This is a genomic window from Acidobacteriota bacterium (assembly GCA_016716715.1).
Lineage (GTDB): Bacteria > Acidobacteriota > Thermoanaerobaculia > UBA5066 > UBA5066 > Fen-183.
Window position 1 is genome coordinate 271291 of sequence record JADJVE010000001.1, and the last position, 25639, is coordinate 296929.

Below are 25639 nucleotides of genomic sequence, written 5' to 3' on the forward strand. Positions count from 1 at the left end.
ACGGGGCGGCTCGTCTCACCTGCGGATCTTCTCACCGGCGGCTGCCGCGTGACCCGTGCACACTTCCAGAGTGGAGGCTCCCGTGAACGTGTTGCGAAATGCGCTCTGTTTTCTTCTCCCGAGTCTTCTCCTGGCGGCGCCGCCCGCACGGGCCGGCGACGCGCCCCGGCCGGCCGCCCTCGTCGGCAAGAGCTACGTCTTCCCGTCCTCCGCGAACGCGCAGGGGCAGTTCGGAGCGTACTTCAGGACGAAGCTGACGCTCTACAACCCGGGCGGCGACCCGATCACGGTCCGCGCGTTCCTGTCGACGCCCACGGGCGCCTCGCAGACCGTCTCGATCGCGCTCCCGGCGAACACCTACACGCGCTTCGACAATTTCCTGGACGACAAGTTCGGCTACACGGGCGGCGCGGGGATCAACCTCGCCGAGAGCACGCTCGCGAAGTCTTTCGTCGCGATCGCCGAGGTCTTCACCGAGAGCGACGCCGGGCGCTACTCGACGCCCCTCACGGGTCTCCTTGCCGACGACGCGGTCGTGACGCTCGGGAGCCCGGTCGCGAGCCCGGTCTCCGTCGCCGCGGGGCTGCGCGTCGACGCGGCGAACCGGGCGAACTTCGGATGCTCGAGCGCGAGCGCGGACCCGATCCGGGTGCGGGCGGATTTTTACGCGTTCCGAAACTTCATCCGCTCGGCGACCACGAGCGCGACGCTCGACCTCGCCCCGCTCGGCTGGGCGCAGCAGGCCGTGCCGGTGGAGGGAGACGACGTGATCGCCATCTTCTGGGTCATCTCCGGGAACCCCGGCGCCGGCGTCTACTGCTACGGCGTGAACGTGAACAATGCGTCCAACGACGGGACGGCGATCCCGGCGCGAACCTGGTCGCCGTGAGTCCGCCGCCGCGGTTACTCCGGAGGTACGATGGGCGCAACGAGGTGACGCCATGAAACGACTGCCGCTTTCCGCCCGCGTTCCCGCCGTGGTCCTCGCCGCGCTCGTCCTCACGAGCTGCGCCTGGAAGAAGGACCTCGAGAAGGTCCAGGCCGAGAACAAGACGCTCACCGAGGAGAAGGCCCGCGCCCAGAAGGAGCTCAGCGCCGCCGGCGCCGCGACGGCGGAGATGCAGACGACGCTCGACGAGGTCCAGAAGGGCCTCGAGGAGCTGCGCGTCAAGGAGCTCAAGGCGGTCAAGACCTCGATCGCCCTCGCCCAGGAAGGCAAGCCCAACACGGCGCAGCGCGACGAGCTGAAGGCCGAAATCGCGGACATCCGCAAGGCCGTCGCCGCGAACCTCGCGAAGCTGGCGACCCTCCAGAAATCGCTGAAGGCTTCGGATGCGAAGGTGACGTCGCTCGAGAGGCTCGTCGGCGAGCTGAGGAAGCAGCTCGAGGAAAAGGAAGCCACCATCGCCGCCCTCGAGGACAAGACGAAGGAGCTCACGAAGACGACCGAGGAGCTGCGGGGGACGGTCAAGGAGAAGGAAGAGACCGTCCAGCAGAAGGAGGCCGTCATCGCGGACCGCGAGGCCCAGATGGCGACCGCGTACGTCCTCATCGCGCCGAAAGAGACCCTGAAGAAGGCGGGCATCGTCGAGAAGAAGGGGACGGTCCTCGGCCTCGGCGGCAACTACAAGCAGACGGGCCAGTTCGACGAGACCCTCTTCAAGGCGGTCGACACGCGCAAGGTGACGACGTTCGACGTCCCGGCCGCCCCGGACAAGGCCCGGGTCCTCTCGGACCACCCGAAGGACAGCTACACGCTCGCCGCCGCCGGCGAGAAGGCGAGCATCCTGACCGTGACGGACGCCGCCCGCTTCTGGAAGGGGAGCAAGTACCTGGTCGTGATGCTGCCCAACTGAAGCAAATGCCTCATGCCCGGGGCGGGCCGGAGGCCCACGTTGTAAGACGGAGGCTTCCGACATGGAGAAGTATTCGGTTCGGCACGATTCCAAGGGCGCGGCCCGGCTGGAGGTGCCCTACCGCGGCACACGGCTGCTCCGCCACCCCATCTACACGAAGGGCACGGCTTTCACGGAGGAGGAGCGCGAGGCGTTCGGCCTCGAGGGGCTCCTGCCCCATGCCGTCAGCACGATGGAGCAGCAGGAGAAGAGGGTCTACGCGAACATCTCGCGCAAGGCCGACGAACTCGAGAAGTTCATCGGGCTCGCATCCCTGCAGGATCGCAACGAGCACCTTTTCTACCGGACGCTCGTGGATCACATCGAGGAGTTCCTCCCGATCGTCTACACCCCGGTCGTCGGGAAGGCCTGCCAGGAGTTCAGCCACATCTTCCGGCGCTCGCGCGGCCTCTGGATCACGCCCGGCCACCGCGGCCGGATCTACGAGGTTCTCGGAAACGCGCCGTTCGCCGACGTCCGCCTGATCGTCGTCACGGACAACGAGCGCATCCTCGGCCTCGGGGACCAGGGCGCCGGCGGCATGGGCATCCCGATCGGGAAGCTCGCGCTCTACACCGCCGCCGCGGGCATCCACCCGGCCCAGACGCTCCCGATCAGCCTCGACGTCGGGACGGACAACGAGTCGCTCCTCGCCGACCCGCTCTACCTCGGCTGGCGCTTCCCGCGCCTGCGCGGGGCCGAGTACGACTCGCTCGTCGAGGAGTTCGTGCAGGCCGTCAAGAAACGCTTCCCCAAGGTCCTCCTCCAGTGGGAGGACTTCAAGAAGGTGAACGCGTTCCGGCTGCTCGACCGCTACCAGAAGTCGATCACCTGCTTCAACGACGACATCCAGGGCACGGCCGCCGTCGCGGTCGCCGGCATGATGGCCGGCTGCCGCGTGACCGGAATCCCGGTCAAGGAGCAGCGCGTCGTGATCCTCGGCGCGGGCGCCGCGGGCATCGGCATCGCGCGCCTCCTGCGCGACACGTTCTCGCGGGCGGGCGTCTCGGGCGAGGCGCTCGCGCTCGCGACCGCGAACATCGACAGCAAGGGTCTCGTCGTGGACGACGTCGAGATCAAGGACGTCCACAAGCGCCCGTTCGCGTGGCCCGCGGCCCTCGCCGCGAAGTACGGCCTCGGCCCCGGCGCGCCGCGCGACCTCCTCGCGGTCGTGAAGGCCGTCAAGCCCACGGTGCTCATCGGGACGTCCGGCGAGCCCGGCACGTTCACCGAAGCGATCATCCGCGAGATGGCCAAGCACGTCGAGCGGCCGGTCATCTTCCCGATGTCGAATCCGACGAGCAAGACCGAAGCGAAGCCGGTCGACCTCGTGAAGTGGACCGACGGCCGCGCCCTCATGGCGACCGGCAGCCCGTTCGACCCCGTCCCGCACGGCGGAAAAAAGATCGTCGTCGGCCAGGGCAACAACGCGTTCATCTTCCCGGGCGTCGGGCTCGGCGTCCTCGTCTCCGAGGCGAAGGAGGTCACGGAGGCGATGTTCGCCGCCGCCGCCAAGGCCCTTGCCGACGAGGTGAAGGCCTCCGACCTCGCGTCCGGCAGCCTCTTCCCGTCCACGTCGGAGATTCGGCGCGTCAGCACCGCCGTCGCCGTTGCGGTCGTCAAGGTCGCGCGCGACTCCGGGCTCGGCAAGGCCATCCCGGACGCCGAGATCCCGAAGGTCGTCGCCGCCGCGATGTGGAACCCGGCGTACCTGCCGACCGTGGCCGTGCCGCTGCGCTCGGACGTCCACGCGGACGACTTCGTTCCCGCGCTGGTCTAGCTTTCCGGAGGCGCCGGCCCGTTTGCGGGCCGGCGCCTCGTCCGGCCTGATAGCCTTCGGGCACGATGGCGGAGCGCGCGGACGTCGCGATCATCGGTGCGGGAGTCATCGGCACGAGCGTCGCGTTCCAGCTCTCGCGGCTCGGAGCGGCGCGCGTCGTCCTCCTCGAGAAGGAGTCGCTGCCCGGCACGGGCTCGACCGCGAAAGCGAACGGCGGCATCCGCGCGCAGTTCACGACGGACGTCAACGTCGCGATGTCGCTCGCGTCGATGGAGATCCTCGACGCGCTCGCGGAAGAGATCGGCGAGCCGCCCATGTACCGCAAGGCGGGCTATCTCTTCCTGACCGGCGACCCGAAGAAGCTCCACGCCATGGAGTCGGCCGCCGCGTTCCAGCGCGCGCGCGGCGTCTCCGTCGAGGTCCTCGACGCGGCGGGGGTGCGCGCGCGGGCGCCGTACGCGGAAGGCCCGATCGCCGGCGGAACGTTCGGCCCGCGGGACGGGTTCATCGACCCCGGCGGCCTCACGAACTTCTTTCTGCGCGAGGCGTCGCGAGCCGGGGTCAGGACGCTCTACGGCGCGGGCGTGACGGCCGTCGCGCGCGCGGGCGCCGGCTTCCGGCTGGAGACGGGCGCGGGCGCCGTCGAGGCCGGGGTCGTCGTGATCGCGGCGGGGCCGTGGACCGGGCGCGTCGCGGCCCTCGCCGGGCTCGACGTTCCCGTCGAGCCCGTCCGCCGGCACATCTTCGTGAGCGGGCCCTGCCCACACCTCGCGCCCGTGATCCCGATGACGATCGACGCCGACAGCGGCGTCCTCGTGCGGCGCGAGGGAAGCCGCGTCGCGATCGCGTGGTCGAACGCGGACGAGCCGCCGGGGTTCAACGCGGCGTTCGACCCGGACTTTTTCCTCCGCTTCGCCGAGCCGCTCGAGGCGCGGTTCCCGTCGATCGCCGCGGCCGGGCTCGACATGCACATGAGCTGGTCCGGGCTCTACGAGGTCACGCCCGACCACCACGCGGTCGTGGGCGCCGTGCCGGAAATGCCCGGCCTCTTCGTCGCGTCCGGCTTCTCGGGCCACGGCGTCATGCACGCGCCGGCCGCGGGGCGCGCGATCGCCGAGCTCGTCCTCAACGGGCGGAGCGAGACGGTGGACGTCGGGCCCCTCGCGCTCGATCGCTTTCGGCGCGGCGCCCTGATCCACGAGACGATGGTCCTCTGACGGCGCCGGCGCGCCAGTTCAATGAAGCATCTGAATCAGCACGATTTCGTGTGATTCGCCGCCCGGGCAGGGCGATCATTCGCGGACCAATCCGGGTCCGGCCGCGCAACCCCCGTCGATGCAAGGGATTCTGTTTCGTCCCGCGGCTGGCACCGGACTTGAGTTCAAGTGACATTGGTCCCGATGACGGGACAAAACGGAGGAGAAAGAACATGAAGAAGACCACCACCGCCGTCGCCGCCATCGCCGCACTCGTGCTGGGCAGCTCCGCCTTCGCGACCATGGACATCATGAAGGTCTACAAGAGCGGAGTGGACGGAAAGGGCGCCAAGGACCCGAAGGCGACCTGCGCCAGCTGCCACAAGGAGAAGATGCCCAAGAAGGAGACGGCCGCGCTCAACGAGCTGGGCGACAAGGTCAAGGCCGCCAAGGGCAAGGACGGGAAGATCGACTGGTCGAAGATCCCCGTCGTCGAAGAGAAGAAGTAACCGGGTTCTCGCTCCGGCCGCCCCCGCGGCCGTTTCGTGCGCCTCCGGGCTCCGTGCCCGGAGGCGTTTTTCTTTTCGTCAGGGCCTGCAGGGCTCGTCGGCGGCCTGCGCAGGGCCCGATTTCGCCTCGAGGAGCTGCACCTTCGGCGGCCGCGTCGGCGCGAGCGTGACGTTGAGGGCGATCTCGCCGCGCTCGCACGCGAGGGTCCACGCTCCGCGCAGCGCGTTCTCGGCCTCGAGCGCCCGGGGCACGCAGGCGCCGTGCTTCGCCCGCAGATCGGCGAATTCGCTGCGCCGTTTCTCCTTCGGTGTGTCGAGGACGAGGTTGTCGGCGGCGAGGGCGTCGAAGGCCGCGTCGTCCCACCCGGCGTAGAGCCCGTTCACGGCGCCGTACGCGGCGCGGAGAGCCGGAGACGGCTGGGGGACGCGCGCCTTGAGCCCGCCGCCCGCCGCGAGAGCGTCGAGGGCGTCGTTGAAGATGCCGCTCCAGCCCGCGTACCTGAGGTTCGCGAGCGCCACGAGCGCGACGCCGTGCTCGGGCAGCCAGAGCATGAGCGAGCCGTAGCCGGGCAGGCCGCCGCCGTGCGACACGACGTGGCGGAACGAGCACGTCGTGCGGGCGTTGAGGCCGTAGCCGTATCCGCCCGCGGCGAGGCGCAGGGGCTTGCCGTCGGCCGCGGGCCTCGCGGAGGCGCCGGTGGCGCGAGCGGACTGCTGCATCTCGCGCAGCGAAGCGCGCGAAACCGGGCCCGCGTCCGCGTCGTCGCGCGGGGGCCACGCCGAGAGAAAGAACGCCGTGTACCGCGCGAGATCGTGCACGGTCGAGAAGAGCCCGCCCATCGCCCCGAACGCGCCGTCGCCGAGGAGCGGCTCCTCGACGGGGGTTTCGCCCTCGAGCCGCATGCCCGTCACGAGGCGCCCCGGCGGCACGGCCGAAGCCTCCCAGTACGTCGAGGTCATCCCGAGCGGCTTCAGGATGTTCGCGTCCACATAATCGCGGTAACGCATCTTCGACACGTTCGCGACGACGCGCCCGAGGAGCGCGAAGCCCGTGTTCGAGTACTCGAACGCGACGCCCGGGGCGTTCGAGAACGGGATCCCAGCCTTCACCATCGCGGCGAGGAACGCGTCGCTTTGCGCGAGCTGCCGGTCGCCCCACGGGTTGTCTTCGGGGAAACCCTCGGAGTGTGTCAGGAGGTGCCGGATCGTTATCTCCGGGGAGTCCTTCGTCGCCTTCGGCATTCCCGCGAGCTCGGGCACCCACTTCGCGACCGCATCGTCGAGCGAGAGCTTGCCCTCGTCGCGGAGCTTGAGAATCGCGAGGGCCGTGAAGCTCTTCGTCATCGACGCGATCCGGAAGACCGTGTCCGCGTCCACGGCGCCGCCCGCCGTCCCGCGCGCCCCCCACCCCTTCGCGAGGACGAGCTCGCCGTCCACGACGACGCCGAACGCGGCGGCCGGAAACTTCTTCTTCTCGACGGCCGAAGCCACGGCTTTCTCGACGGCCGGCAGCGCCGCGAGAAGCTTCGCGCGGCGCGCGGGGTCCGCGAACGCCGCCGGTGGGACGTCGGCGGACGCGCGCGCGGGCGGCGCGGCCGAAGCGAGGAACAGGACGACGGGCAGGAACGCGGCGGCGCGGCGGTGACGCATGGAGTTCACGACGCGATCGGCTCGAAGCGGGCCGTGAAGTGGCGGAGGACGCGCGGGGCCGACGTGATCCGGTAGCCCGGAAGAGCGGCCGCGTTTCGCGCGACCTCGAGGACGACCTCCGACACGTAGTCGACGTGCGACTGCGTGTAAACGCGGCGCGGGAACGCGAGGCGCACGAGGTCCATGGGCCCCGGCTCCTCGCGCCCGTCGGGCTTCATTCCGAACATCACGGTGCCGATCTCGACGCCGCGGATGCCGCCCGTCTCGTAGAGGGCGTTCGCGAGCGCGATCCCGGGATACCTCACCGGCGGGATGTGCGGGAGGAGGGCGCGCGCGTCGAGATAGACGGCGTGGCCGCCGGACGGCTTGATCATGGGGACGCCGCCGGCGTCGAGCTTGTCCGCGAGGTACTCGATCGAGCGGATCCGGTACTGGAGGTAGTGCTCCTCGACGACCTCGATGAGCCCCTGCGCGATGGCCTCGAGGTCGTAGCCGGCGAGGCCGCCGTACGTCGGAAAGCCCTCCGTGAGGATCGTGAGGTTCCGCGCGTTCTCGGCCCACGCGTCGTCGTTCATGGCGAGGAAGCCGCCGATGTTCGCGAGGCCGTCTTTCTTCGCAGACATCGTGCAGCCGTCCGCGAGGGAGAACATCTCCTGCGCGATGGCCTTGGGCGTCCGGCCCTCCTGCCCCTTCTCGCGGCGCTTCACGAAGTACGCGTTCTCCGCGAAGCGGCAGGCGTCGAGGAAGAACGGCTTCTTGTAGCGGTCGCAGAGCGCGCGGACCCCGCGCAGGTTCTCGAGCGAGACGGGCTGGCCGCCGCCCGAGTTGTTCGTGACCGTGACCATGACGAGCGGCACGCGGCCGCCGTCCTCGGCGAGCGTCTTCTCGAGGGCGACGAGGTCGATGTTCCCCTTGAAGGGGTGGACGAGCGAAGGGATGCGGCCCTCGGGAATGACGAGGTCGCGCGCCTCGGCGCCCTCGACCTCGATGTTCGCGCGCGTCGTGTCGAAGTGGTTGTTGTTCGGGACGACGTCGCCCTTCTTGAGGACGGTGTGGAACAGGATGCGCTCGGCCGCGCGGCCCTGGTGCGTCGGGATCACGTGCTTGAAGCCCGTGAGGTCCTGGATGACGTCGCGGAAACGGTAGAACGACCGGCTGCCCGCGTAGGACTCGTCGCCCTGGATGAGCGCGCCCCACTGCGCGGCCGACATCGCGCCCGTGCCCGAGTCGGTCAGGAGGTCGATGAGGACGTCCGCGGCGGGCAGGAGGAAGACGTTGTAGCCGGCCTGGGCGATCGCGCGGCGGCGGTACTCGGGCGTCGTCTCCTTGACGGTCTCGACGGACTTGATCCGGAACGGCTCGATGATCGTGCGGAAATTCATCGTGGCCGCAGGATAGCGCGGAGCGCGCCCGGAGCGCCGCTCAGTGCACCGCGGTGTAGCCGACCGTGACCCCGCGGTCCGGAGACGCGCGGACTTCGATCTTCGTGCCGGTGGCGTCCATGCACTGGCCGCCCGTCACGACGCCGACGACCTTCCCGTCCACGACGAGCTCGACGACCGGCTCGGCGTCGCACACGCAGACGCGGTACGTCGCGGGTACGTTGCCGGTGTAGATCGTCTTGGAAGACTTGGCCTGGACCTGGATTTCGGTCATTTTGCTGCAGTCGCGGCCGGAGCCCGCAAGCGGCAGGGCCGCGGCAAGGAGGAGCGCAAGCGCCACGGCAACGGAGCCTTTCCTCATGGGGGAGATCCCTCCTCCTAGAAGATGTGGCCGGGCCTCGTCCCGCCGCCATTGAAGCAACTGCTTCATGACCGCCGCCTGGAACCGCAAATTCTCCTGTAAATCCGCTGAGACTGAGGGTTTCACCGCTCCTACGTTCGGAGCGTCCACTCCAACGGACGGAAAGGCAGGAACCCCATGAAAAGCCGCTCGAGCCTGATTGCCTTCTTCGCCGCAGCGGCGGCGGCGCTGTGCCTCGCGGCCGCCCCGGCCGCCTCGGCGGACGGGCCGAAGCCCGTCAAGGTGATGACGTGGAACCTCTTTTACGGATTTGACGACGGGCCGGTGATCGCCGCGGCGATGTCGGGCGACGAGGCGGCCATCGCCGAAGCGGCCACCGTGGCGTGGGGGCAGATCCACGCGACGAACTTCCACAGGCGCGTCCGCGACATCGCCCTTCGGGTCCGCCTCGCGGAGCCCGATCTCATCGGCGTCCAGGAAGCCGTGAATTACACGCAGGTCGGCCCGACGGGCTCGATCGTCGAGAGGCTCGATCACCTCGAGATCCTCGTCGCCGCGCTGGATCAGGTCGGAATGAAGTACGAAATCGTCTCGTCCGTCGACGTCACGGCCGTCGACCTGCCGGTCCTCGACGCGGTGGGAAACCTGACGATGGTCTCTCTCCGGGATCGCAACGCGATCCTCTCGCGCAAGGGCCACGGCGTCACGACCTCGAACCCGCAGCGCGGCATCTTCCAGTACATTCTCGGCCCGCCGGATTTCCCGTTCCCGCTCGCGCAGGGCTGGGCGTCGGTCGACGTCGCGGCATGGGGGCACCGCTTCCGTTTCGTGACGACTCACCTCGAGGACGCTTCGGCGAGTCCCGAAGAGCTCACGCCGCTCCAGCAGGCGCAGGCCGCCGAGCTCGTGAACATCCACCTTGCGTCCGGCCTGCCCGTCGTCTTCGTCGGCGATTTCAACACGGACGGCTTCCGCAGGTGGCCCACGTACAAGATGCTCACGCAGGACTTCGGCCTGACCGACGCGTGGAGGGCCGCGAACCGCTTCGCGCCGGGCCTCACGTGGGGCCAGTCGCCGGACCTCCTGAACCCCTTCCCGCGCCTCACCCAGAGGCTCGATCTCGTCCTCTTCTCGGGAGCGTTCCGCGTGACGGACGCCGACGTCGTCGGTGCGACGCTTCTCGACCGCGTCCCCGCCGGCATGTGGCCGTCCGACCACGCCGGTCTCGTCGTGACCCTCGTCCCGTGAGCAAGGGCCCGCGCGGACGGAAAGGAAGGACCCCATGAACTCACGTACGCGTCTCTTTCCCGCGCTCGCGGCCCTCCTGCTCGCCGCGGGCCTCGTACTCAGCCCCGCGGCGCGCGCGAGCGGCGGAGCGCCGATCACTCTCATGACCTGGAACACGTACTTCGGCTTCGACGAGGGGCCGCTTTTCGCGGCCGCGGCTTCCGGCGACCCGGAGCTGATCGCCGCCGCGGTGAGCGGCGTCTGGGCGCAGGTCCACGCCACCGATTTCCACGTGCGTGCCGCCGAGATCGCGAAGAAGGTGAAGGCGGCCAGGCCCGATCTCTTCGGAGTCCAGGAGGCCGTCCAGTACGTCCGGCTCGACGGGGCGACCTTCGAGCCGATGGAGGTGATCGACCACCTCGCGATCCTGATCGAGGCCCTCGCGGCCGAGGGAATGTTCTACGAGATGAGGTCCGTCGTCGAGGACACGAGCGTGATGCTCCCGGACGCCGACGGCAACGTCGTGATGCTCCTAGACCGAAGCGCGATCCTCGTGCGCGTCGACCTGCCGCCCGGCCAGCGGCGCCTCGCGGTTTCGAACCCGAAGAGCGGAACGTTCTCCCTCCTCGCCGAGCTCTGCATCGTGCCCGCGGCCGACGGATCGTGCGAGGTCCCGCTCGTGATCAAGCGCGGCTGGGCGTCCGTCGACGTCGGGACGAAAGGCGCGAAGTTCCGGTTCGTCGTGGCGCATCTCGAGGATGTGCCCGCGCCCGTCGCGAACGAGGAGCCCTCGCCGCTCGAACAGCTCCAGCTTGCGCAGGCGGCCGAGCTGACGCTCGGCGAGAATGGGCCGTTCGCGACCGATCTCAGGGTCATCCTCGCGGGCGACTTCAACACCGACGCCGCCACGCTCTGGCCGACGTACCGGTTCCTCACGGCGCCCGCGCCGGCCGGGCCCGGGCTGAAGGACGCGTGGCTCGCGCTGCACCCGAAGGAAGCCGGCCTGACGTGGGGCCCGAACCCCGACCTCCTCGCGCCGTTCCCGGCCTTCACGCAGCGCATCGACTTCGTTTTTCTCAAGGGAGAGGACTTCAGCCTCGTGAGCGCCGACGTCGTCGGCAACACGCGCGGCGACGTGGCGCCGTCCGGACTGTGGCCGTCCGACCACGCCGGCCTCGTCGTGAAGCTCGTGCCGTGAATCTGCTTTGAGCGCGCGAGGGTGGCCGCCGCCAGCGGCTCGCCTCAACGCACGGGCTAGACTGCGCGGATGCCGGACAGTCCCGCCCCGGGCCCCGCCCTCGCACCTCCGCCGCCCGCCTACCGGTGGGCGGTTCTGCTCACGTGCAGCCTCGCGATGTTCGGGGCCTACTACGTCTTCGACGCGCTCTACCCCGTGACGCCGCTCCTCGAAAAGGCCTTCGGCTTCACGGGCGCGCAGATCGGGCTCCTCGACACGTCGTACAACGTCGCGGCCCTCCTGACGCTCATCGCGGGGGGTGTCCTCATCGACCGGATCGGCGTGGCGGCTTCGGCCATTCTCTTCGGCGCGATCGGAGCCGCGGGAGGCATCCTGATCGCGGTTCTCCCGGTTCTCGTCCCCGGCGCGCCCTGGGCCGGAATGATGGCCGGGCGATTTCTCCTCGGGATCGGCTCGGAGCTCTTCATCGTCGCGGCGACGACCGTGATCGGACGCTGGTTCAAGGGGAAGGGAAATTTCGTTCGCGCTCGCGATCCAGCTTCTCGTCGCGCGCCTCGGCTCCTGGGCGGCGGACAAGTCGCCCGATCTCGTCAAGCCCCTCTTCGCGACCTGGCAGCCGCCGCTCCTCCTCGCGGCCGCGCTCGGCGTCGTGTGGTTCCTCTTCGCGGTCGTCTACTCGGGGCTGGAGCGCCGGGCCGCCCGGGTCTACGCGGTGTCGCGGCCCGGCAAGACGGACAAGCTCGTCTGGTCGGACCTCGTGAGGTTCGACCTCGGCTACTGGTGGGTCGTCGGCCTCTGCGTCGCCTTCTACGCGACGATCTTCCCGTTCCGGACGTTCGCGAATCTCTACTTCATCGAGGCGAAGGGGCTGTCGCCCGAGGCCGCCGGGAATCTGAAGTCGATCCTCCCGCTCCTCTCGATGATCGGCATGCCGCTCTTCGGCCTGCTCGCCGACCGGATCGGGAAGCGCGCGCTCCTGATGACCGTGGGCTCGGCGCTCCTCGTGCCCCCGTTCTTCCTGTTGCCCTTCTCCGGGGTCTCCCCGACGCTCCTGATGGGAATGCTCGGCCTCGCGTTTGCGCTCGTCCCGGCGGTCCTCTGGCCCGCCGTCACGTATCTCGTTCCCGAGGCCCGCCTCGGCTCGGCCTACGCGCTCATGACGTTCTGCCAGCAGGTGGGCTGGGCCGGAATGAGCTGGGGCCTCGGCTTCCTCAAGGACGCTTCGCACGCGAGCGCCGCACGCCCGGAGGGCTGGACGCCCGTCATCGTGTCGCTCGGGGTGCTGGCGTCGGTGGCGTTCGTCTTCTCGTTCCTCCTCTGGCGGAGCGAGAGGGGGTCGCACGCCCACGGCCTCGAGGCGGTCACGCCGCCGGCAAAATGACCATGACGCACGACCGCACGCCGTCGCGTTTTCTCGCCCTCGCCTTCTTCGTCGCTCTCCCGGCCTTCGCGCAGCCATTTCCCCAGGCCCTGTTCGGCGAGATGCGCTGGCGGATGATAGGGCCCTTCCGCGGCGGCCGGACGGTCGCCGCCTCGGGCGTTCCCGGCTCGACGAACGTCTTCTACATGGCGCCGAACAACGGCGGCGTCTGGAAGACGACGGACGCCGGCCGCACGTGGGCCCCGATCTTCGACGCGCAGCCCACGGGCTCGATCGGCGCTCTCGCGGTGTCGTGGTCGCGCCCCGACCGCGTGTGGGTGGGGAGCGGCGAGGGCCTGCAGCGCCCCGACCTCTCCGTGGGGAACGGCATGTACCGCTCGGACGACGGAGGGAAGTCGTGGATCCGCCTCGGCCTCGCGGACGGTCAGCAGATCGCGGCGATCGCCGCCGACCCGAAGGACGCCGACCGGGCGTTCGTCGCGGTCCTCGGCCACCCGTACGCCGCGAACGAGACGCGCGGGATCTTCCGCACGACGGACGCGGGGAAGACGTGGGTGAAGGTCCTCTACAGGGACGCGGACACGGGCGGCGCGGCCGTCGCGCTCGACCCGAAGGATTCGAACGTCGTCTACGCGGCGCTGTGGTCGTCGCGGCTCGGGCCCTGGGAGAACGGGCAGTGGCAGGGGCCGGGCACGGGCCTCTTCAAGTCCACGGACGGCGGGACGACGTGGAGGGCGATCGGCAAGGGGCTGCCCGCGCACGCCGAGGGCGGCGGCCGCATCGGGTTCGGAATCGCGCCGTCGGACCCGAAGCGCGTCTACGCGACCGTCGACGCTCTCAGCGAGGAGACGGAGAAGAACGTCGGGATCTTCGTCTCGGACGACGCGGGCGAGACGTTCGTGAAGGTCAACGGCGAGAAGCGCCTCTGGGGCCGCGGCTCGGACTTTGCCGAGATCAAGGTCCACCCGCTGTCGAAGGACGTCGTCTGGGTCGCGAATACGTCCGCCTACCGTTCGAAGGACGGCGGGAAGACGTTCGAGCCCGTGCGCGGCGCGCCGGGCGGCGACGACTTCCACACGATCTGGTTCCACCCGGAAAACCCCGACGTCATCCTTCTTGCCGCGGACCAGGGCGCGATCGTCTCCGTGAACGGCGGCTCCACGTGGAGCAGCTGGTACAACCAGCCGACCGCGCAGCTCTACCACGTCTCCACGGACGACCGCTTCCCGTACTGGGTTTACGGCGGCCAGCAGGAGAGCGGCTCCGTCGGCGTCGCGAGCCGCGGCGACGACGGCGCCATCACGTCCCGCGACTGGCATCCCGTCGCCGCCGAGGAGTACGGATACGTCGCGCCCGACCCGAAGGACCCCGACGTCGTCTACGGGGCAAGCTCACGCGCTACCGGCACTCGACGAAGGAAGTCCAGGACGTCTCGCCCGCGCCCCTGCGCGGAACGTATCGGTTCCTGCGAACGGCGCCGGTGATCTTCTCGCCCGCCGACCCGCGTCTTCTCTTCTACGCGGGGAACGTCGTCTTCCGGACGGCCGACGGCGGCCGCAACTGGGACGTGATCAGCCCCGACCTCTCGCGCGAGAAGACCGCGGTGCCGGAGACGATCGGCGTCTTCCGGACGAAGGACCTCGAGACGATGACGCGCCGCGGCGTCGTCTACACGCTTGCGCCGGCGTACAAGAGCGCGAACGTGCTCTGGGCCGGCACGGACGACGGCCTCATCCACCGCACCGCCGACGGCGGGAAGACGTGGGCCGACGTCACGCCTCCCGCGCTCACGGCGTGGAGCAAGGTGTCGATGCTGGCGGCCTCGCCGCACGACGACCTCACGGCCTACGCCGCCATCAACCGCATCCGGCTCGACGACATGAAGCCGCACGTCCTCCGGACCCACGACGGCGGGAAAACCTGGGAGGAGGTCGTGCACGGCCTCCCCGACGACCCCGTCAACGCCGTCCGGGAGGACCCCGTGAGACGGGGGCTCCTCTACGCGGCGACCGAGCGGATGGTGTGCGTGTCGTTCGACGACGGCGCGCACTGGCAGCCGCTGCGCCTGAACATGCCCGCGACGTCGGTGCGCGACCTCGTCGTCAAGGGCGACGACCTCGTGATCGGGACGCACGGCCGCTCGTTCTGGATCCTCGACGACGTGACGCCGCTCCGCCAGATGACGCCGGCCGTCGCCGCGGCGCGGGCGCACCTCTTCGAGCCGCAGAAAGCGACCCGCATCCGCCGCAACCGCTGGACGGACACGCCGGTGCCGGTCGAGGAGCCCGCCGGCGAGAACCCGCCCGACGGCGCGATCCTCGACTACTTCCTCGGCGCTTCGTCCGCGACGCCCGTGGTCTTCGAGATCCGGGACGCGGCCGGCGCCGTCGTGCGCCGGTACGCGAGCGACGACGCGCCCGAGGCGAAGGTCGAGCCGCTCGTCGTGACGCCGGACTGGGCGCGTCCCGCGCGCGTCCTGCCCCGGATCGCGGGCCACCACCGCTGGGTGTGGGACCTCCGCTACGCCGCGCCACCGGTCTCGTCGCGCGAGTACCCGATCTCTGCGATACCCGGGCGCACGCCGCCGGAGCCGGAGGGCCCGCTCGTCCTGCCCGGCACCTACACGGCCGCGCTCACGGTGGACGGGAAGACTTTCACGCGGACGCTGACGGTCGCGATGGACCCGCGCGTGAAGGCATCCGCCGCGGACCTCGCGGCGCAGCACGCGGCGGCGCGCCGCCTCGCGGCAGACCTCGCGCGCCTCGACGACGCGCGAAAGAAGGGCGCGGACGCCGGGAAGGCCGAGTCCCTCGAGGGAAAGCTCACGCGCCTCTACGGAGTGGTTCAGGAATCGGACGACGCGCCGACGCCGCAGGTCCTCGCGGCGGCAGACGAGGCCGAGAAGGGCTTCGAGGGCCTCGCCGTCAAGGCGAAGGACGGGGAGAAGCCGCGGCGTCGCCGCTGACGGGCGAGAGCTCGAGTCCGGGATAAGCGCGCTCGAGAAGGGCGCGGAAATCCGCGCCCTCGGCTGCTGCGGCGTTCGCCTCCGTGACGTCGAGGCCCGCGCCGTGCCCTTCGCCCGCACCGCGAAAGACGAAGCCGTCGCCCGATTTCAAGATCCGGTCGGGACAGGACGGCAGGCGGAGCTGGTTGCGCAGCGTCTCGCACGGGACGCGGAACGACGCGCCGGAGTCGCCGTCGACGTCGAGAACGCCGTCGCCGCGGTTCGCGATCCGAGCCGGGACGACGGGCAGGCCGATCTCGGCGCGGATCTCCTCGGCGCTCCGCGTCTCGGTCCACGGATCGCGCCCGCCGAGGAAGAACGGCAGCCACGCCCGGCCCGCGGCGGGCGGCGCGACTTCGAGACCGGCCGTCGCGGCGGCGGCGGCGCGCACGCGCGCGCGCGCCCGCGAATGGATCAGCTCGTCCTGCCCGAAGAGGTTGCAGTGTGTCGTGTCGCAGGGCGGGCGGTCGCCGTGGCGCGCCGTCAGGCGGTTGTTCCTCACCACGAGCGAGAGCGCTTTCTGAAGCTCGGAGTGCGCCGACGGGGCCTCGGACAGGACGCTCGACGTCACGTACGCGAGAACGCTCGTCTCGAGGACGAACCACGAACCGGCGCGGGCGCGCGCGCTCCTCGCGCGGAGCGGGACGGTCGAGGGAGGCGTGGGCGGCGGCGCCTCCACGTGCAGCGTCCCGTGGTACGGCCGCACGCGGACGGCTCCGCCGGAGACGGTTCGCGTGACGAGGAGGTTCGACGCCGGGCACGCGTAAGACGCGCCGGCGAGGAGCGCTCCGGCGGGGAGGCCCCTGCTAGGCTCTCCGAGGCTCCATTCCCCCTCGGGGCTGCGGATCGCGAGTGCCACGCCGGGCTCGCACGCGACGCCGACGGTGCCGGCCGGAACGAGGCCGAGGATCTGCACCGAGGCGGGCGTCGCGAGAGACGTGAGGGCAGCCTCGAGACGGCGCTTCAGTTCCGGGAGCAGAGAGGTCGTCGCGCGGCCGGTCGCGTGGAGCGCGGCGACGTACGCGGGCGTGCCCGAGGCGGCGCGCGGCCCGACGGCGACGACCCACGCGTCCCGCGGCTCGCTCCGCGCGTCGCGCACCGTGCCGGTCTTCAGCGCGATGCCGCGCGCGGCGAACCAGGCCGCGGAGGACGCTCCCGAAATCGTGCCCGACACCGCCGTTCCACGCAGCGCGTCGACGACGTGCGGCGCCGCGCGGTCCAGCCACGCGAAGAGCCGGACGGCGTCGAGCGTGGAGACGGCGTAGTCGCCGAGAAGGCCGATCCGGCCCTCCATCGTGCGCGGAGGCTCCGGGAGAGCGAGCCGCCGCAACATGTCCTCCCAGTTCGAGAATGCCGTGGCGTCGGGGCTCGAAAAGTCGAGGAAAAAGCCGTTGCACGAGCGCCGGAGAGCATCCTGCCAGGCCATCACCTCGCCCGCGCGCGGCGGTCCGGGGCAACGCCACGACGCGTCCTCGCGCGCCGGGCGCGGCTCGAGAAGCGCGGGGACGGCGGCGACGAGCGAGGGCTTCAGGATCGAGCCTGCCGGGAAGCGCGCGCGCGGCCGCCCGTCCTCGGCGAGCGTCTCGCCCGAGAGACCGTCGAGGAGGAGGAAGTCCGCGCGCGAGACGGCCGGTTCGTCGCCGCCTCCCTGGATCTCGTCGACGAACGCCGCGACCGCTCCGCTCGTCGAGAACGACGCAAAGCGGCAGCTCGCCAGCATTTCGGCGAACGCGGCGTCCCACGCGGCGGCGCCTCCGCTCCGCCCGACGACGCGTACGAGGGCGCGCGAGGCGGCGCGCTCGTCCGTCCGCCCGTCCTCGCCGTGGAGGATCAGCCAGTCGCGCGCCGCGGTGAGCGTGGGAAGGCCGCTCGCGGACGCGAGACGGCGCGTGGCGTCGCCCGAGGCGTGGAGGGCGAACGCTTCCGAGAGGAGCGGCGACGCGTTCGCGAGACCGGGGCAACGGCTTTCGAAAAAGACGTGCGCGAGCTCGTGCCGGAACGTGGCGTCCGCGGCCTCCTGCGGGAGGGAGACGTTCAGCTCGATGCGGGCGCCGCGGGAGCGGCCGAGGTCGCGGGGCAGGCTCGAGACGTCGGCGAGGCCGACCGTCAGAGGCGGGCGCTCCGCCTTCGCGCGGAACCGCGCCTCCCACTCCGCCCAGACGGTCCGCGCGCCGGCCTCCCATCTCCGCGCCTGGTCGGCGGAGACGGGAGGCTCGAACCTCACGTCACTTTGCGCGCGGGCGGTCAGGCAGAGGATCGACCCCAAGGCGGCGAGAAGCTGTCTGGGAGTAGAGCGCCTCATCGTAGAAGTCCTCCAGACGCGCGACGCCCGCCGAGAAGTCGCCCGCGTATTGCGCGCGGAGGACGTAACCCGTCTGGACGGCGCGGTCCATGAATGCGCGCTGGAACGAGAACGTCCACGTCACGCGGTCGCTCCGGAGGTCGCGCGTGGCGTAACCGGCGCCGTGCAGGCCGAGCTTGAACGGCGCCGCGTCGTAGAGTTTGTCCTCTTCGACCACCGTGAGCCCCGCGGGTACCTGGTCCGTGAGCACGTAGTACGACGACGCCCACCACGGGAGCGATCCCGCGCGCGGCCGGAACGTGAGCTTCACGTAGACGAGGTCGCCGATCGCAACCCTTCCTTCCAGAGCGGTGAGCGCGCCCGTCTTCGGGTTCAGGCGGAAGAACTCGCGGCGGAGGTCCCAGCCCCCGGGCACCGCGGGCGCGCGGTCGAACGGAATGACGCGAACGAAGCGCGCGTGGAAGACGGCGTCCTCGCCACCCCCGTCGACGGTGAGAGGGCCCTTCGCGGCTTCGCGCGGATCGACGGAGATCTCCACGCCGCCGGGCGTCTCGCGGGCGCTGAGCGCGGACGCCGGCAACTCGGCCCCGCCCGCGCGGACGCGCACCTTCGGCAGGGCGCGCGCGGAACGCAGCTCGCTCTCGATGAGCCACGCGGAGTGGACGAGCACCTGCGACGTCTCGAACGTGGAGCCGAAGTGACGTCCGTTGAAGCGGTCGAGGAGACGCCGCGCGAGAGTCTTCTGCCGGGCAGCGTCCAGCCGCCCGTGGACCTTCAGCGCGTGCGCCGCGACGGCGAGCGTCGAGCCGAGACGGCCCGGGTAGCGCGTCCAGCTGCCGGCGAGCGGCGTCCAGCGCGCGGGATCCTCGGAGCCGGGCTTGTCGAGCGCGGCGGCGACGTCCGCGTCTACGGAGCCGAGGAGGTCCTGCGTCACGCGGTCGAGGCCTGGCTTCGTTTCCATCGAGAAGTTCTTGAGCGCGAGGAGGAGAAGCGACCGGTCGAGGACGGTGCCGCTCGCGGCCGCCCACGCGCCCTGGAGGCGGAGCGTCGCTTCGGCGGACGCGCCTGCCGCCGGGAGGACGCCCAGAAGGGCGAGCCGCGACTCGACGTACGTCGCGACGACGCCCTCGGACGAGGAGGCATTGGGCGTCTTGTCTCGGAGCCACCCGAGCGCGCGCGGCGCGTCGAGCGTCTTGAGGGCGGCGGCGTCGTCGGTGGAGGAGACGAGCATGAGGACCAGTGCCGTCATCGCCGGGTCGCCCTTGCCCTGCCCGGCCCACCACGCGAACGAGCCGTCGAGGTTCTGGAGGGTCTTCAGGCGAGCGACGCCGGCGGCGGAGAAGTCCACCGCGTTCTTCCACGTCTCCTCTTGTCCGACGGCGAGATTGCCGAGCGCGCCGGGCGAACCCCGCTTCGGATCGAAGAGGGACTTCACGACGAGGCTCGGAACCGTCATGGACGTGACTTGCTCGGCACAGCCCCACGGATACGTGACGAGCCAGCGGAGCGACGGGAGCAGTGCGGCCGTGAAGCCGTTCGTCGCGAAGATGCGGAGCTCGGAGAGGGATTCGCCGGGGCCCGCAGCCGCAAGGAACGGTTCGCCCTGCTTGAGGACTCTCGTCTCGGGGAACAACACGGTGTCGGGCAGCGTGCGGAGCGGATGCTCGAAGCGCTGCGCCTCGCCGCCGACCGTGAGCGTCGTCGCGAGGGCGGTTGATCCGGAGGCCGGCAGCTCCGTCAGCGTCACGAGGCCCTTGCCGGACGCTTCCTGCTTCGGCGCGAGGCTCGCCGCGACGGCGAGCGGGGCCGCCAGGGCCGTGCCGGGGCCGGCGGTCAGCGCGGCGGACACGTCCTTCGCCTTCTTCTCCTGGTTGGCGACGAGGAGGCGCACCTCGGCCGTGTCGCCGCGGCGGAGGAACGGTGGCGCCGCGACGGAGAGCGTCACGGGCGCGTTCGTCCCGAACGACGAAGAGCCCTCGCCGAACCGGCCGCGCGTGTCGACGGCGACGGCCGACACGTTCCACGTCGTCTGATTCGACGGGAGGCGGAACGCGACCGTCGCACGCCCGTCCGCGTCCGTGACGACGCGCGCGTTCCAATACGCCGTGTCGTCCTCCTTCTGGTCTTTCTTGTCCGGCTTCGTCGCGGCGAGCCAGAAGTTCGGACGGTACAGGCGCGCGAGCCGCTCGCCGTACCCGTAGGACTGGAACTCGCGGCTGTAGAAGCTCATGAGGTTGAGCCGCTCGAGCGGGTAGAAAAACGCGAGGAGCGGCGGCCGGAACTCGGGCTGGAGCGCGAGGACGGCCTTGTCGACGACGGCGACGGAGACCTCGGCCTCCACGGGCCTGCCGGACGCGTCCGTGACGCGCAGCGTGAGCGCCTGCCTCTGGCCCGGCTTCACGAACGGCGCCTGCGGCTTCACGGAGACGGTAAGCGCTTTGTCCTTCGGCGGGATCCGCAGCGTCATCGTCCGTTCGATCCACCCGCGCACGGGATCCGCGTAGCCGAGGACGACGTAGGCCGCGGTCCCGAACGACGGGAGGATCGGCTGCGCGATCCACGCCGAGAGGCCCTCCACCTTCTGGACGCGCTGCTCGTGGATGCGGCGGCCCGCGACCGTGAGGTAGATGCGGCCGTGGTCCGACCCGCCCTCGCCCCACCCCTCGGGGAGGAGGACGAGCGCGCGCGCGGTCTCGCCCTGCTGGTACGTGTCCCGTTCCTGGAGGAGCGTGATCTCGGAGACGTCCGTGATGGGCGCGCCGCTCTTCTGCGGCGCGACGACGATCGTCGCCTCGGCCGTCGTCGGGCGGCCCGCGCGGTCCTCGAGCGTCACGAGGGCGTCGAGGCGGCCGGAAGCGTCGGTGGAAACAGGCGTCTCCCAGCGCCCGTCGTCCTTCGTCGTGAACGCGATCTCCTTTGTGACGGGCGGGAGCTTGTACGGCGTGAGCGTGAAGACGACCTTGCCCCTCGTTTTCCCGTAGCTCTTGCCCGAGGGATAAATGGCGCGGACGGAAAGCGTCGCAGGCTTCTCGGCGCTCGCATACACGGCGGACGCCTTCGCGAGCGCGACGACCTCGCTCCGGGCGTCCGGGAACGACTTCGAGAACGACGCGACGTTGCCGTCGGGGTCCTTGCCGAAGAGGCGCAGGACGAACGAGTAGTCGTAATTCGGGGGGCCCGGGAGCTTCTCGGGCAGCTTGAGCGCGATCGTGGCCTTGCCCTGCGCGTCCAGGGCCACGTCGTCTGCGTCGGCGACGGGGAACGGAACCGAAACGGACTCTCCCTTCGCGGAATCCCAGCCGTACGTCGTGGCGCTCCCGGTCTCGCCGAGCCCGGCGTCCTCGACCCACTGGGGGGCCTCGGAGCGCACGCGCACGAGCTGCGCGGAGACCTTCACGCCGGGGGGCACGCCGCCCGCGTAGCGCTCGACCGCAACCTTCGCGGTCAGCGTCTCGCCGGCCCGCAGCGTTTCCGGTGCGGCGTCGACCTTGAAGAAGAAGAGCGGCTTGACGTACTCGCGCACGCGCAGCTCGCCCGCGTGGGCGGCGCCGGCCACCTTCGCGGTCACGCGGTAGACGCCGTTCAGGTCCTCGCCGTCGAGGACGAGCTCGCCGGAAAATGTTCCGAAGGCCCCGACTGGCGCCGTGACTTCCCTGACGACCGTCGTCCCGGCGAGGTCGAGGATGGAGACGCGCGCGACCTCGGGCTTGCCCGCCCACTCCGTGAAGAGCCGGGAGATGCCGGTGCCGGGCTCGCGCAGGACGCCGCGGAAGCGAACCCTCGCGCCTTTCCTGTAGAGCGGCCGGTCGGTGTAGAGGTAGACGTCCGGGAAGACGGCCGTCGTCGGGAAGAACTCCGTGTCGACGATCGCGGTCGAGTCCTTCTCCCTCAGGACCGCGAGGAGCTCCGAGTCCCTGACGTTCGGAAGGTCGAGAACGCCGTCGGCGTCCGTCTTTCCGGCCGCGACCCACGCGCCCTGGAGGTTCCTCACGTCGACCGCCACGCCCGCGGCGGGGCGGCCGTCGCGCCGGGCGACCTTCACGAGCGCGGCGCCGTCCGTCTGCTGGAGGACGGCCGAGAGGTCGTTCACGACGAGGACGACCTGGCCCTCGAGGTCGCCCTGCAGGACCTGGACGAGGTAGAAGCCCGGCGCGAGCTTCGGCAGCGCGACGACCTTCTGCCGGAACCGGCCCTCCCGCGAGAACCACCAGTCGAAGCCGGGGACGTCGAAGGGCTCCTTCGCGTCGGCGGCGTCCGGTTCGAACGAAAACTCGTTCACGAGGTCGAACGCGCCGGGCCCCGCGACGATCTTCGCCGGGCCTTCCGACAGTCGCGTCGGCGACGGGCTCCAGGCACTGCCGCCGAAGTCGACGCGCAGACGCTTGCGCATGTCGAGGTCCGCGGCGGTGCGGAGCCAGTCGAGGTCCAGCCGCGTCTTGTTGAGGCCCGAGAAGAGGAACTTCGCGCTGTTCCACTCGACGGCCGGCTGGCGCCACGCGCGCCTGAGGTCCGCCTGGCTCGTCACGAACTCCTTCATGTCCTTCGGGCGGTAGACGCGCACCGTGAACGGCGCCGAGCGCGTGTAGTGCAGCTCGAACTCGGGCGTCTCGGAGGCGCCGAAGTCGCGGCGCACCGTGAGCATCATCTCCTTGGCGAGGAGCGGTGTGGCCGAAAGGAAGAAGAGGCCGGAGAGGGCGAAAACAGCGGATCGGATCCCGCGGCGGTTCATGGCTCGACTCCCGTCATGACGACCGCGTCCCCGACGGCGCGGCCCGAAAAGGCGTACATCGGCAGACGATCGAGGAGCTGCATCGCGTCGACGAGCTCCTTCGGCGGAGGCGGCGGTCCCTTGTCATCCCCGCCCTTCGGCGGCGACGGCGCTTCACGCTGCCAGCCCCAGAGGAGCGCCGACCGGAGGAACCCGCCGACGTTCAGGAACGCCGCGGTCGAGATCGGTCCGCCGCTGAGGGCGCCGACGATCTTCGGCGGCGCCTGCCGGAAGGACGGTTTCCGCCCGGAGCACGCGTCCGCGACGCGCGCGAGCGCAGCCTTCGACGGGCTCAGGGCGACGACGCCGGGGCACGCGCGCGAGGCGTGGACCTCGAACGTCCGATGCCGGTTGAAGAGGGCGTCGAGGTCCGCGACGGTCTTCTCGCCGGCGCCGGAACGTGGAATGAGGAGGACCGACATGGCTTCGGCACGGCCCTCGCGGTCGCCCGTCCCCGCGCGCATTCCAAGGGACACGAGCGTGACGGGGACGTAGGCGCCCCCCCCACGCTTGCCCGGCGCCGTCCGGAAGTACTCCTCGGCCGAGGAGGCGTCGAGGTGGCCCGGGTCCGGCAGCACGGCCGTCGCGAGGAACGGCGCGTCCGCCGGAATCGCGGCGAGGAGCGCCGGGTCGAGCGACGCCGTGCCGAGCGCGTGATGCTGAGCGAGCTGGAGCGCGGCGCCGGACGGCGTGAAGCGCGCGGCCTTCTTGTCCCAGTCGAACGTGACGCGCAGGCGCGGGCCGACGCCGAAGAGCTTTTCCAGGACGGCCGACCAGGCCGAGAAGAACTCGTCGGTGCGGAGGTCGAGCGTGGCGGCCGCGAGGCGCGGGTCGAGTGCGCAGTTGCGGGAGAGCGTCGCCGCGACGCGCGGGTCGCGGCTCAGGGCGAGGCAGCCTTTCGTCTCGACGGCGGCGAACTTCTGGAGGCGGAGCGCGAGCGGCGTGACGGAGACGGACACGGCGCCGCCCTCGTCGTCCGCGACCTCGCGCGCGAGGTCGGGCCCCGAGCGCAGCCCCTGCAGCACGAGATGAACGCTCGCCTGCTCGCGCGCGGTCAGGTCCGGAAACGTGATTCCGATCGGGCTCACGAGCCCGGAGGTGTGGAAGTAGCTGAGCTTCACCGGCCGCTTCTCGAGAAAGCGGTCCGCAACGAAATCGATCAGGCGGCCCGTCCAGCCGTCCTTCCCGTCGCGCCCGACGGCGTACAGCACGGGTCCGAGGCGGACCATCGTCCCGCGGGCGAGGTTCGACGCGGCGAACTCCTTCATCCAGGCGTTGTCCTTGAAGAGCGACCGGAGCCGCGCGCCGTCGGCGACGGTCAGCTCGTACTCGGGCACGAGCGCGTCGGGCGGCTCCTGCGCGGCGGCGGGCGCGGGCGCGAGAGGGAGGGCGAGGAGGAAGAGGCAGGGGAGGGCGCGGGCGTTCATCGGGCGTTCTCCTTCCAGCCGTTCCAGCGGAACGTGCCGAGGAAGCGCGGGTTGTCCGGGGAGGGCCGCCACTCGGGCGGGCCGCTGTCGAGGTCGTCGAGCCACACCTTGCGGACGGCGGCGCCGTCGCCGGAGGCGCCGTTGTGCCAGACGGCCAGGACGCGGCCGGGCGCGGCGCCGGGCGGGCGCAGGAGAACCATGAGGTGCCAGGCGTCCGTGCGCGGCTTCTCGGGGTTGAAGAACGCGAGGAGGTCGCCGGTCTCGACGCGGTTCCTGCCAGGTGCGCGCGACACGGCGGTGAAGTTGTACGCGAGGAGCTCGCCCGCCGACACGAAGGGCGCGGTCGTCCCTCCGGCGAGGCGCCACGCGGGCGCGTCCTTCCCGAGCGACTTGCGGAAGAGGAGACGCACGAAGCCCGCGCAGTCACGCTGCGCCGGATCCCAGTCGGGCCGGGGGCTTTCGGCCTGCGTGAGGGCCTCGTTCAGGAGGCGGAAACGCGCGGCGGCGACGTCGGGCGGGGCCCCCGCGAGCGCGGCGCCGGTCCCCAGCGCGAGGAGATAAGCGGCGGCGCGCATCAGTTTCCCGCGTCCTCGGAGTCCATCGCGTCGTCCGGGCCGGGCTTCCGCTTGAAGTCCGTCACCCACGCGGGCCACGTCTTCGCGCCCGCGGGCTTCTTCTCGAGCGTCGGGAGCCAGACGTGCGCGCGGCGCCCCTTCTCGACCCTGATCCACGCGAGCGTCTGCGTTTCGCCCGGCTTGACGAGCGGGAGCTTCACGCGCCGGCGGATTTCGTTCGGCGTGCCGCCGAAGAGGACGATGTTGAGCGTCGCCACGGTGTGCGCCTTGTCGCCGCTCGGCCAGTAGTTCACGTCCACGCGCGTGAAGCCGAGAGGCGGCGACGCGTGCGTGTAGAGGTACGGCCCGTAGCCCGGGCTGTCGAAGTCGCCGCCCTGCTCGTTCAGGTAGAACGTGCCGCCCGAGGGCGAGCTCGTGCGCGCCCAGAAGATGTGCTGCGTGGCGTCCTTGCCGGCCGTCTCGGGGTCGGGCGCGTCGGGCAGCGGCTCGTAGACGTGGAGGTCCGTGTAGACGCCGTCCGTGTCGCTCGTGAGGACGAGAAAGACGGGGACGGACGGCACTTGCGCGTAGACCGTCCGCTCGGCGCGGCCCGTTCCGCCCTTGTTCGTGCCCTGCACGACGATCGCGTTCTTGCCGGACGAGGCGGGGAACTTGCGCTGGAAGGAGCCGCCCACGGTTTTCAGGAGATAGCGGTCCCCGTTGATGCTGACCGTGACCGGGTTGATCGTCGGGTCGCTCACCGTCCCGGCCACGAGGACCATGCGGTCCACGGTCCAGCCGCCGGTCGGCGCGGTGAGCGCGATCGTCGGGGCGGCCGTGCCGGCCCCCAGGATCCTGCCGGACTGGCGGGGCTCCGGCGCTTCGGAAAGCGGGAGAGCGAGGATCACTCCGAGCAGGACGGACGGATTCATGCGCATCTCCTGTGTCGAGCCGGCGGGCGTTCGAGGGGACGGGTCAGCTTAACGCTCATGAACCGGGGAAGAT

General features: G+C 70.9%; 15 protein-coding genes and 2 pseudogenes. 9 read left to right on the forward strand and 8 right to left on the reverse strand.

From position 1 onward, the window contains the following. Nucleotides 1–55 precede the first annotated feature (55 nt). The 5 genes from IPL89_01230 (at nucleotide 56) to IPL89_01250 (ending at nucleotide 5380) form a co-directional block, all read left to right on the forward strand. Nucleotides 56–889, forward strand: coding sequence for a hypothetical protein (locus IPL89_01230; GenBank protein ID MBK9061818.1), 834 nt, complete (start codon nucleotides 56–58; stop codon nucleotides 887–889). 52 nt (nucleotides 890–941) lie between these two features. Further along, nucleotides 942–1856: a hypothetical protein gene (locus IPL89_01235; protein MBK9061819.1), complete on the forward strand. Its 915-nt coding sequence runs from the start codon at nucleotides 942–944 to the stop codon at nucleotides 1854–1856. A 61-nt stretch (nucleotides 1857–1917) separates the two neighbouring features. Then, nucleotides 1918–3675 carry an NAD-dependent malic enzyme gene (locus IPL89_01240; protein ID MBK9061820.1) on the forward strand — a complete coding sequence of 586 codons (1758 nt, stop codon included), beginning with the start codon at nucleotides 1918–1920 and terminating at the stop codon, nucleotides 3673–3675. A gap of 65 nt (nucleotides 3676–3740) precedes the next feature. Next, the gene (locus tag IPL89_01245) at nucleotides 3741–4892 is read left to right on the forward strand and encodes an FAD-binding oxidoreductase (protein MBK9061821.1); all 1152 of its coding nucleotides are present in this window, start codon (nucleotides 3741–3743) and stop codon (nucleotides 4890–4892) included. A gap of 212 nt (nucleotides 4893–5104) precedes the next feature. Continuing rightward, nucleotides 5105–5380 carry a hypothetical protein gene (locus tag IPL89_01250; GenBank protein ID MBK9061822.1) on the forward strand — a complete coding sequence of 92 codons (276 nt, stop codon included), beginning with the start codon at nucleotides 5105–5107 and terminating at the stop codon, nucleotides 5378–5380. A gap of 78 nt (nucleotides 5381–5458) precedes the next feature. Here the strand turns inward: IPL89_01250 and IPL89_01255 are convergent, their stop codons facing one another. Genes IPL89_01255 through IPL89_01265 form a run of 3 tightly spaced genes read right to left on the reverse strand, consistent with a single transcriptional unit; the run spans nucleotide 5459 to nucleotide 8773 of the window. Continuing rightward, nucleotides 5459–7039, reverse strand: coding sequence for a beta-lactamase family protein (locus IPL89_01255; GenBank protein ID MBK9061823.1), 1581 nt, complete (start codon nucleotides 7037–7039; stop codon nucleotides 5459–5461). Then, the gene (locus IPL89_01260; GenBank protein ID MBK9061824.1) at nucleotides 7036–8412 is read right to left on the reverse strand and encodes a tryptophanase; all 1377 of its coding nucleotides are present in this window, start codon (nucleotides 8410–8412) and stop codon (nucleotides 7036–7038) included. Before IPL89_01260 ends, IPL89_01255 begins: the two co-directional genes overlap by 4 nt. Nucleotides 8413–8452: 40 nt before the next feature. After that, the gene (locus IPL89_01265) at nucleotides 8453–8773 is read right to left on the reverse strand and encodes a hypothetical protein (GenBank protein MBK9061825.1); all 321 of its coding nucleotides are present in this window, start codon (nucleotides 8771–8773) and stop codon (nucleotides 8453–8455) included. A gap of 177 nt (nucleotides 8774–8950) precedes the next feature. Here IPL89_01265 and IPL89_01270 point away from each other — a divergent pair, with 177 nt between their 5' ends. The 4 genes and pseudogenes from IPL89_01270 (at nucleotide 8951) to IPL89_01285 (ending at nucleotide 15544) form a co-directional block, all read left to right on the forward strand. Then, a complete protein-coding gene (locus IPL89_01270; GenBank protein ID MBK9061826.1) occupies nucleotides 8951–10021 on the forward strand; it encodes an endonuclease/exonuclease/phosphatase family protein in 1071 nt (356 codons plus the stop codon). 34 nt (nucleotides 10022–10055) lie between these two features. Further along, on the forward strand, nucleotides 10056–11198 hold the full coding sequence (locus tag IPL89_01275) for an endonuclease/exonuclease/phosphatase family protein (protein ID MBK9061827.1): 1143 nt from the start codon (nucleotides 10056–10058) through the stop codon (nucleotides 11196–11198). 69 nt (nucleotides 11199–11267) lie between these two features. Continuing rightward, nucleotides 11268–12579 (forward strand): annotated as a pseudogene (locus IPL89_01280) (MFS transporter). Nucleotides 12580–12581: 2 nt separating this feature from the next. Next, nucleotides 12582–15544 (forward strand): annotated as a pseudogene (locus IPL89_01285) (glycoside hydrolase). On the opposite strand, the gene IPL89_01290 reads toward IPL89_01285, so the two are convergent. From IPL89_01290 to IPL89_01310, 5 genes are read right to left on the reverse strand one after another with little or no spacing between them, the layout of a single operon-like run. Then, entirely contained in the window at nucleotides 15504–17807 is a 2304-nt protein-coding gene (locus IPL89_01290; GenBank protein MBK9061828.1) for a hypothetical protein, read from the reverse strand. The pseudogene IPL89_01285 and the gene IPL89_01290 overlap by 41 nt on opposite strands. Nucleotide 17808: 1 nt before the next feature. Next, nucleotides 17809–22614, reverse strand: a complete 4806-nt coding sequence (locus IPL89_01295) for a hypothetical protein (protein ID MBK9061829.1) — start codon at nucleotides 22612–22614, stop codon at nucleotides 17809–17811. Then, a complete protein-coding gene (locus tag IPL89_01300; GenBank protein ID MBK9061830.1) occupies nucleotides 22611–24080 on the reverse strand; it encodes a hypothetical protein in 1470 nt (489 codons plus the stop codon). Before IPL89_01300 ends, IPL89_01295 begins: the two co-directional genes overlap by 4 nt. After that, nucleotides 24077–24655, reverse strand: coding sequence for a DUF1175 family protein (locus IPL89_01305; GenBank protein MBK9061831.1), 579 nt, complete (start codon nucleotides 24653–24655; stop codon nucleotides 24077–24079). The genes IPL89_01300 and IPL89_01305 overlap by 4 nt, the downstream gene beginning before the upstream one ends. After that, nucleotides 24655–25566, reverse strand: coding sequence for a histidine kinase (locus IPL89_01310; protein ID MBK9061832.1), 912 nt, complete (start codon nucleotides 25564–25566; stop codon nucleotides 24655–24657). Before IPL89_01310 ends, IPL89_01305 begins: the two co-directional genes overlap by 1 nt. Nucleotides 25567–25639: the final 73 nt, after the last annotated feature.